Annotated in this window: 5 protein-coding genes and 2 pseudogenes; 1 reads left to right on the top strand and 6 read right to left on the bottom strand. The window is 62.7% G+C overall.

Annotated features, from left to right (window positions below; translation table 11 throughout):
• The 6 genes and pseudogenes from ACYP01_RS12285 to ACYP01_RS12260 form a co-directional block, all read right to left on the bottom strand.
• Positions 1-161, bottom strand: a pseudogene (locus ACYP01_RS12285) (flotillin family protein); the annotation flags it as partial.
• 11 nt (positions 162-172) lie between these two features.
• Positions 173-688 (bottom strand): DUF1449 family protein, encoded by a 516-nt coding sequence (locus ACYP01_RS12280; protein WP_064111480.1) that lies wholly within the window; start codon positions 686-688, stop codon positions 173-175.
• A gap of 148 nt (positions 689-836) precedes the next feature.
• Positions 837-2,138: a M1 family metallopeptidase gene (locus ACYP01_RS12275; protein ID WP_050655931.1), complete on the bottom strand. Its 1,302-nt coding sequence runs from the start codon at positions 2,136-2,138 to the stop codon at positions 837-839.
• Positions 2,139-2,149: 11 nt separating this feature from the next.
• Positions 2,150-6,043, bottom strand: a complete 3,894-nt coding sequence (locus ACYP01_RS12270) for a Pls/PosA family non-ribosomal peptide synthetase (protein WP_459680250.1) — start codon at positions 6,041-6,043, stop codon at positions 2,150-2,152.
• A gap of 122 nt (positions 6,044-6,165) precedes the next feature.
• Positions 6,166-8,019, bottom strand: coding sequence for a BCCT family transporter (locus ACYP01_RS12265; RefSeq protein WP_007727149.1), 1,854 nt, complete (start codon positions 8,017-8,019; stop codon positions 6,166-6,168).
• 425 nt (positions 8,020-8,444) lie between these two features.
• Positions 8,445-8,750, bottom strand: a complete 306-nt coding sequence (locus ACYP01_RS12260) for a hypothetical protein (RefSeq protein WP_459680208.1) — start codon at positions 8,748-8,750, stop codon at positions 8,445-8,447.
• A 3-nt stretch (positions 8,751-8,753) separates the two neighbouring features.
• Here ACYP01_RS12260 and ACYP01_RS12255 point away from each other — a divergent pair.
• Positions 8,754-8,958, top strand: a pseudogene (locus ACYP01_RS12255) (hypothetical protein); the annotation flags it as partial.

Below are 8,958 nucleotides of genomic sequence, written 5' to 3'. Positions count from 1 at the left end.
TTGAACCGGGCTCCGCCGCGGACGACTTTCGGCTTGCCTCGTCCGGTGAAGACCGCCACTTCGTTCGGCGGGACCTTGACGTAGTTCTTCACGTAGATCGCGGGGAGAACGATGAAGATGATTACTGCGACTACAACCGCAATGATGATGATTGGCAGCATGTATCGAGTCCTTAGATCGCGTCGTCAACCGTGACGACGTGAAGGTATTGATCGTCTACATCGGCGATGTAGACGGTGGTGCCGGTGGTGAGCGCCATCGGCTGTGCACTGACGGCCTTGGCCTGCACGCGATTGCCTTCGGCGTCGACGAACGAGACTTCTCCCCAACCTTCGGCTGCAATGGTGAGGGTGACCGTGCCCAATAGCCCGGAGTACGAAGCTCGTCCGATGTGCGAATTATCTTGTTGCTCAAGGAGGTAGGGGAGAAGTAGGCCGCGCGTGACGACAACGAGCACGGCGGCGAGTGCGAGTGCTGCAATCACCGCTACCAACGTCGGAGCGTCCGCGAGAGCGGCAGCTACGCCGCCGGCGCCGAAGCCGAAAAGTGCTGTGGCCAAAGTTGTCAGGCTCAGAAATGGCAGCCCGTCTGCGTGGCCGCCGCCCAGATCTGCAACCTCGCCGACGGCAAAGGCTCCGATCAGGGCGACGACCCCGATCACGAAACATATTGTGAATACAACGAACATCGATCCCCCGATCTACCTGTCGAGGAAGCGTGCCCTGAGAATTGTGTTGTCGGGGTCGTCCCTCGGCCCACCTCTATAGTAAAGGTATGACAAAGCTAATCGGCGCATTCGGAATGTTTCGGCGTGGTGATATCGCGGTGAGAGAGCGTCAGAGACGAGGCAGGGAGCGCTGATTCAGCCATGCATCCCAGAGTGGGCGCAATGGAGTGTCGGTGAAACGTGAAGCGAGATCGGTGAATTGCTCGGTGCTGACCGTGCTGTGCCGATGCTTCGTGGTCCACTGACGGATCAGTTCGAAGAACTTCTCGTCTCCGAGAACGCCGCGCAGGGCGTGCAGAGTCAATGCGCCCCGCTTGTAGATTCGATCGTCGAACATCAGGGCAGGACCGGGATTGGCGACGATCAAGTCCTGAGATTTACGCCCGAGCCCTTGATAGGCGTTTGTCGCGAGTTGGTTCGAGGACGGGCCACCGGAATTCTCGGACCAGATCCACTCCGCGTAACAGGCAAAGCCTTCGTGCAGCCAGATGTCGCACCACTGCCCGAGAGTGAGGCTGTTGCCGAACCATTGATGGGCAAGCTCGTGTGCGACAAGACGTTCGGAACCGCGCCTGCCCGTGCAGTGGTTGGCTCCGAAGATCGAGAGTCCCTGCGCTTCGATGGGGATTTCGAGTTCGTCGTCGGTGACCACAGCGGTGTAGTCGGCAAAGGGATACGGGCCGAACAGCTTTCCGAAGACCTCCAGCATCTGGGGTTGGCGCCCGAAGTCGACGTCGAACGCTGCGCGCAGCCGAGGTGGGTGAACGGCGAAGACCGGTACCGGCCCGGCGCTCACTTGTCGGTGCTCGTACTGACCGATCTGAATGGTTGCCAGGTAGGTTGCCATCGGTTCGGTCTGCTCGTAGACCCACGTCGTCTGACTCGCACGGGTCTGCTTGCGGATCAGCTTGCCGTTGGCGAGGGCATAGAACGGGGAATCGGTGGTGATCGAGATGCGGTACGACGCTTTGGAAATCGGATGGTCGTCGCACGGGAACCAGGACGCCGCGCCGTTGGGCTGACTTGCGACCAAAGTTCCTTCGTCGAGTTCCTCCCAGCCGACTTCGCCCCACAGGCTCTTGATCGGCTCGGGGTTGCCGCTGTACGCGATGGTGACCGACAGGGCACCGCCCGCGGGGATCTTGGTAGACGGCGTGAGGATCAGCTTGTTGTTCAAGTGCGCGTACTTGGTGCCGCGGGCACCGTTGACGGACACCTTGGACACCTGCAGGTTCTGCGCGAGGTCGAAGCTGAACTTGGATCGGCTCTCGGTGGTGACAGCGGTGATGACAGCTTTGCCGGCGAGACGGTTGCTGAAGACCTTGTACGTCAGTTCCAGTTCGTACCGGGACACGCGGTACCCGCGGTTGCCGTTGAGCGGCAGGTACGGATCGATCGGCTCCTCGAGCATTCGGTTCGGCTTCACGACGCCACCCACGGTGCAATCGGGTTGCCCTGCCAGCGGGTGGAGGGCGGAACGGTGTCACCTCGCATCACCAGAGATGCAGGCCCTACCGTCGCTCCCGCGCCGATGCCGGCTGCGGGTAGCGCGACACAGTGCGGTCCCAGCGTTGCTCCTGCTCCCAAAGTGACGGTGTCCATGGACATGATCCGATCATGGAAGAGATGAGTTTGCACGACGCACCCCCGTTCCACTGTCGCTCCGTCGCCCAAAGTCACAAGATCTGCCTCGGGTAGCCAGTACGACTCACACCAAACGCCCTTACCGATCTTGGCCCCGAGTCCACGCAAGAAGATGTTCAGTACGGCCGTACCAGTCGCCGCGCGAGCGAACCACGGCGCCGCGACGGTCTCGACGAAGGCGTCGGCTACCTCGTTTCGCCAGACGAACGAACTCCACAGCGGATGCTCGACCTTGGCGATGCGTCCGACGACGATCCACTTGGCGGCGATGGTAATCGCGCCCGCCACTGCGCCGGCGACGAGCAGAATTACGCCGCTCAGCAGAGCCGCGAACCAGAATCCGACTGCGCCGACCAGTGCTTCGAGTGCAAACAGAACACCGAGACCGATGCCGAACGTGACCATGACGGGGATCAGTCGGCAGGTTTCGACCACTCCGCGGGCGATCTTGAGGCGCATGGGCGGATTGAACGTGCGGGCGGCGTCGGTGTCTCCGGCAGCCCTTCTCAGACGTACCGGTGGACTACCCAGCCACGATGATCCGGACTTGGCCTTGGACGGGGTAGCCGACAGAACCGCCACCAGACCGTTCTTGGGGACGCGTCGACCGGGGGCGGTCATACCGGAGTTGCCGAGGAACGCGCGCTTGCCGATCTTCGCCTGTTCGATGTGCATCCAGCCGCCGCCGAGGCCGTAGCTCGCAACCATGGTGTCGTCAGCGAGGAATGCGCCGTCGGCGACCGTCGTGAACTTGGGAAGGAGGAGCACGGTGGAGGCTTCGACGTTCTTGCCGATCTTGGCGCCGAGAAGGCGGAGCCATCCCGGTGTCAGCAGGCTCGCGTACAGCGGGAAGAGGAAGGTTCTGGCCGAGTCGAGCAGGCGTTCGGTCGCCCACACCTGCCAGCCGATGCGGCTGCGGACAGGGTGGTAACCGGGGGTCAGCCCGATCGAGAGAAGACGAACGGCCACAAGGGTGACGACTGCGAAGACGAGCAAACTCAGGATGGTCGCGACGGGAAGTATGATCAGCGATTGGAGCACTGCGCTCGCGAGCGTGTCGGTGTCGCGAATCCACCAACCGATCAATGCGATCCCGGCCATCAGCGCGAAGATCGGCATACCGGCCAGGAAGACCGAGGTGACGCCGTATACCGGCACCCAGCCGGGCGCGCGCTTCGGATGTTCGGCAGGCCAAGGATGATTCGCTTTCCCGACCTTGGTGGCGGGGGAGCCGGCCCACTGCTGGTTTGCCTTCACTCGGCCGAACACCGCAGATCCGGGTTCGACGACGGCGTCCCGACCGATACGCGCGCCGGGCAGAAGCGTCGAGCGTGAACCGACGGAGGCGCCGTCACCGATCTTGATCTCGCCGATGTGAATGACGTCGCCGTCGATCCAGTGGCCGGAGAGGTCGACTTCGGGTTCGACGGAGCAGCCGTCACCGAGTTCGAGCATGCCGGTGATGGGAGGAAGTGTGTGGAGATCGACGCCGCTGCCGATGTCGGCGCCGAGGGCGCGGGCGTAATAGAGCATCCACGGTGCGCCCGAAAGATTGGCTGCGCCACTGGCTTCGGTGAGTCGCAGCGCGATCCACAGACGCAGGTGTTCACTACCACCTCGCGGGTACGTTCCTGGTTCCAACTTGCGTAGGAGCAGGCGCGCCCCGACGACGGCGATGGTCATACGGCCGATCGGCGTGATGAACACGATGAACGCCAACAGGATCCACCACCACGAGACCGTGGGCGCCCAGCTGACGTCGACGAACCAGCCGAGGACGTTGTTCGCGATCGCCAGCCACGTCACCCACTGCAGTCCGGTGAGCGTCGTGAGTGGAACGGTGACGGCGATCTGCGCCAGCTGAGTTTTCAAGGGCGTCGGAGCGACGATGCGCGGCTCCACAGTTTCGGTGGGTGCCAATTCGTCGAGATATTCGGCGAGCGATCCCAACCGTGGATGGTCGTAGAGCTGTGCGACGGTCACTTCGGGGAACCGCTCGCGCAGGGCGGTCACCAACTGAGCAGCAGAGAGGGATCCGCCGCCCACTTCGAAGAAGTCGTCGTCGAGTCCGGTGATCTGCGCGCCCAGGATCGAACCCCACAGACCGGCAACCCAGGCAGCGGTGCCGTCGAGGCCCAACGCGGCCCCGGCATCTTCACCGGCGCCGGGCAACGGCCACGGCAGCGCATTGCGGTCGACCTTGCCTGACGTACGCGTCGGAAGTTCGTCCATCAACGCCAGACGCGGCACGAGGGCTGCTGGGAGCTGTTCGCTGAGCAGTGCATGAGCGGCCTTGAGATCGAAGTCGGGATCCGTGCTGGCGATGTATCCGACGAGGAGTTGATTGCCGGCTGCAGTCTTCTTCACGGCTGCGGCAGCGCCGCTCACGCCCGGCAGGTTCTGCAAGGCGTTGTCGACCTCACCGAGTTCGATGCGCCTGCCGCCGAGCTTGACCTGATCGTCCGCGCGGCCCTGGAACATCAGGCCGGTGGTCTCGAGCCGGACCAGGTCGCCGCTTCGGTAGGCGCGATCCCACCCGAGCGAGGGCATCGACGCGTACTTCTCGGCGTCCTTCGCGGGATCGAGGTAACGGGCGAGGCCGACGCCGCCGATCACCAGCTCGCCCACCTCACCGACCGCGACGGGATTGCTCTGGGCGTCGACGACGGCAAGGTCCCAGCCGTCGAGGGGGAGGCCGATGCTGACGGGGCTCTTGCCGTCCATCAGTGCGCCGCAGGCGACGACGGTTGCCTCGGTGGGGCCGTAAGTGTTCCAGACCTCGCGGCCCTCGACGGCCAGGCGCTCTGCCAGTTCGGGTGGGCAGGCTTCGCCGCCGAAGATCAGGAGTCGAACGGCTTCGAGGGCCTCGGCCGGCCACAGAGACGCAAGCGTCGGCACAGTGGAGACGATGCTGACGTCACGCGAGACCAGCCACGGGCCGAGGTCCATGCCGCTGCGAACCAGTGAACGAGGCGCCGGGACGAGGCAGGCGCCGTGACGCCACGCGAGCCACATCTCCTCGCAGGACGCGTCGAATGCCACGGAGAGTCCCGCGAGGACGCGGTCACCAGGCCCGATGGGCTCGTCCTGGAGGAACATGCGCGCCTCGGCGTCGACGAAGGCAGCGGCATTGAGGTGAGTGACCGCGACGCCCTTCGGGGTGCCCGTGGATCCTGAGGTGAAGATGATCCAGGCGTCGTCCTCGGGTTCGGGTTCGCGAACCGGTGGATGTTCGAGCCGCTTCGGCGCCGTCCCCGGCTGGATTCCGTCGCCGGTGATGATCGCCGCTACCTGCGCCTCGCCGAACACCAACTCGGCGCGCTCTTCCGGATCGTCGGCATCGACGGGAACGTAGGCGGCGCCCGCCGCGAGGATCGACAGGATCGCCACGTACAGCGAACGCGAACCTGACGGCATCCTGATTCCGACGCGGTCACCTGCGCCGACGCCGGCATCACCGAGCCAGCGCGCACCGAGCGCGATCTCGTCGAGCAACTCCGAGTACGACAGTGTGGTGTCGCCGTCGTCGATGGCAGGTGCTTCCGGGTTGGCCTCGGCTGAGGCCCGCACGATGTCGATGAGCGTGCGCGGCGCAGGTGCATGCGCCGACCGTAGGAATACGGACGGAATCCCGAAAGATTGTTCCGTCTCCGACTGCGACTGGAGTGGCAAACCCGTTGGTCCTGTTCTACTCACGAAACTTAGAGTCCTGCGAACTGTCGAGTTGAAAGTCTCATGACAAGTTTGCGAGTTGGTGAACAGATATGCCTAATGCAACATGCCGAACGTGCCGGTCAGTCCGTACTGGCAGCTTGCGCGTGGCCTTCTGCCGAGTCGGCGAACTCGGGTGTGTCGAACACCTCTCCGCCCAGTGGATCGACGACCTTCGATTCCTCGGAGAAGTCGACGGCGCCGGTATCCGGGTCGATGTTGACCGCATGGGCGGGGACTTCGTGGACCGCGACGAGCATGTGGGCGTCGGAGGGATCCGTCATGATCCCGCTTTGTGACGGAGTGAGCCCGGCGAAGGTCGACGAGATCTTCAGATCGCGGAGCCGCTTTTCGGTGGGTTGCGGAACGTCGGTTGATGCCGAGGCATTTGTAGAAACCCGCAGGTAGCGTGGTGCCGACGCGACCTCGTATCGGAACGCCTTCAGCATCGACAGACATGCCAGCACCATGATGACCGAGAACGGTACCGCCGTGGCGATGGCAACGGTTTGCAGCGCCGTGAGCGATCCACTGCCACCCACGATGAGGAGAACTGCGGCCGCGGCACCGGAGAGGAACGTCCAGTAGACACGCGTGATCTTGGAGGTCTCCAAGCTGCCACCGGTCGCAAGGATGTCGATGACGATCGAGCCGGAATCCGCGGACGTGACGAAGAAGAAGACGATCACGACGATCGCGAGAACACTCGAAATCGTTCCGAGCGGAAGTCCGTCGAGAAGCGTGAACAGCGACGTGTTGGTGTCCACTGCGCCGGATGCGTCGAGCATCGTGCCCTCGTTGCGCTGACGCAGAATGCCGGAGTTACCGAAGATCGTGAACCACAACGAACCAACCAGCGTCGGGGCCAACAGCACACCGAAGACGAATTCGCGGATGGTGCGGCCGCGTGAGATGCGCGCGATGAACATGCCGACGAACGGTGCCCAGCTCATCCACCAACCCCAGTAGAAGATGGTCCATGCGCCCTGCCAGCCGTCTTCGGCGAACGGGGACGTACGCAGCATCAGTTCGGGCAAGGCCTGGACGTATCCGCCGAGGTTCTGCACCCACGACTGCATGAGGAACAGCGTCGGTCCCAGAATCAGGACGAACAGTGCCAGCGCGGCAGCGAGCATCATGTTGATGTTGGAGAGCCACTTGAGGCCCTTCGTGACACCGGAGACGACCGAGAAGGTCGCCATGCCCGTCACGATGACGATGATGGTGATGACCAACCAGTTGTCGGTCTCCACCCAGCCGAGGTAGTCGAGGCCGGCCGAGATCTGCTGGACACCGAAGCCCAGCGACGTCGCGACACCGAACAGTGTGCCGACGATGGCGACGACGTCAATGGCGTGACCGATCTTTCCTTCGATGCGAGCCCGTCCGAGGAGCGGCTCGAGCAGCCAACGGATCGACAGCGGGCGACCCTTTCGGTAGGTCATGTACGCCAGACCAAGGCCGACGACGACGTAGATCGCCCATGCATGCAAGCCCCAGTGGAACAGCGTCAGTTCCATGGCTTGATTGGCTGCGGCGTCCGTGGATCCGGCGATCTGCCCGGCGACGGGTGGGGTCACGTAGTGCGAAAGTGGTTCGGCTACTCCGTAGAACACGAGCCCGATGCCCATGCCGGCGCTGAAGAGCATCGCGAACCACGAGAGCATCCCGAACTCGGGCTGCTCGTCGTCACGTCCCAATCGGATGTTGCCGATGCGGCTGATTCCGCAGTACAGCGCGAAGATCACGAAACCGGTGGCCGAGAGGATGTACCACCAGCCGACGCCGTCGCTGATCACGTTGTTGAGTGTTTCGAAAGCATCCGCGGCGGTTCCCGCGTAGATCACGGCAAAGGCGATCAGGGCAAAGATCACTATCGACGCGGGGATGAACACGGGTTTCCGTAGTTCACGCCACGCAGTTTTGACCGCAGTCATTCCACTCCTCGAACGTTCAGGCATTCACAGCGCCCCTCAGGGCGGCCACATGTCACGCGTAGGTGGGCGTTTCGCTCACACCATCGCAGGTCAAGACCGGGCTATTGCTTTGAAATTCAACGTAACGTCAAGTTTCGGTCAACTCAACTGGACGAAAGATGCTGCACTGTCGCGAAAGTTCTCACTGGATGCCGTAGTTCCGGTTGTAAATCGTTGGGTAATAGTGGCATTGGGTCATGAGTGGAATGCTGAACGGCGAATTCGATTGGTACGGTGAGTTGAATCGGTCGAGTCGACGCTCACCGATTGACCACATTTGTCAAACTAGGCGAAACAGCCTGTCTGTCAGGTGGTTAACTCTTGGCGTGCTCGCTCGATCGTGGCGGTCAGGTGTCGATACCTAACTGTGATTGTGATGGTCGCAACTATCGGTGTTGCGGGCCCTGTTCGCCCCGCTGGGCGTCGATCAGATCCATCGCATCCTTCAGGCCCAAGCCCGGATGTAGTTCGCGTAGTGCCTTGATTGCGGGAATGCGGTCGTCTGTCGACGCGAGTGCGCTACGGATGTCGTCGGCGGGTACTTCGGTGGGGGCAGTTGTCCCTTCCCACCACACCGACTGAGGTTTGTTCCTGTTTCGCCAGGCCTGGACGGTTCCGTAGGCAAATCCGGCCGTCGCGAAAAGCCAGATTGCCAGGCGAACCCAATTACCGGTTGTCGGTTCCGTGGCCACTGTATGGATGGTGCTCGGACCGACTACGACTACGAGCAGGACGAGGCCAATCGTCTGGCCCCATCGCTCGACGCGCCTGCTCGGTACCCACCACTCGGCCATCGGTCGATACTCGCACAGTGCTGCGGTTTCGATGCGACGATGGAGATCATGGAGATTCGTGATGCGGTGGAGCGATTTCGAGGGGAATCAGGGGCCTCGACGATCT

The organism is Rhodococcus sp. no. 34 (assembly GCF_054589475.1).
Note: the sequence above shows the minus strand (reverse complement) of the source record. Positions and strands in the feature narration are given on the sequence as shown.

What these genes read in the sequence shown, in the direction of transcription:
- ACYP01_RS12275 (WP_050655931.1), bottom strand. Translation starts at nt 2,138, where the DNA reads ATGCTCGAGGAGCCGATCGATCCGTACCTGCCGCTCAACGGCAACCGC.
- ACYP01_RS12280 (WP_064111480.1), bottom strand. Translation starts at nt 688, where the DNA reads ATGTTCGTTGTATTCACAATATGTTTCGTGATCGGGGTCGTCGCCCTG.
- ACYP01_RS12265 (WP_007727149.1), bottom strand. Translation starts at nt 8,019, where the DNA reads ATGACTGCGGTCAAAACTGCGTGGCGTGAACTACGGAAACCCGTGTTC.